This window comes from Lactobacillus sp. UMNPBX15 (assembly GCF_002553785.1).
Classification (GTDB): Bacteria; Bacillota; Bacilli; order Lactobacillales; family Lactobacillaceae; genus Lactobacillus; species Lactobacillus crispatus.
Map to the genome: position 1 here is coordinate 1 of NZ_PCYV01000114.1, position 362 is coordinate 362.

General features: G+C 44.8%; 1 pseudogene. It reads right to left on the bottom strand.

The annotated features are described in order from the left end of the window. A pseudogene (locus tag CP366_RS10530) lies at positions 1-362 on the bottom strand (Asp-tRNA(Asn)/Glu-tRNA(Gln) amidotransferase GatCAB subunit B); the annotation flags it as partial.

The window sequence follows — 362 nt, forward strand, 5'->3', positions numbered from 1 at the left end:
CATCGCATCGTAATCAGTTAAGCCAAGGTCCTTAACATAGTGCTCACGACGCTCAACAGGCATTTCTGGCATTTCGCTTTCAATTTCGCTAATCCATTCATCGCTAACGTTTACTGGTGGCAAGTCTGGTTCTGGGAAGTAACGGTAATCATCAGAACCTTCCTTTGTCCGCATCAGAATAGTCTCACCAGTCGCTTCATCATAACGACGTGTTTCCTGACCAATGTGTCCACCAGCCATCAATACTTTTTGATGCCGTTTTTCTTCAAATGCGAGGGCCTTCCGAACATAGTTAAAGGAGTTGATGTTCTTCATCTCTGTCTTGGTCCCAAACTTATCAGAACCGATTGGCCGAATTGAGA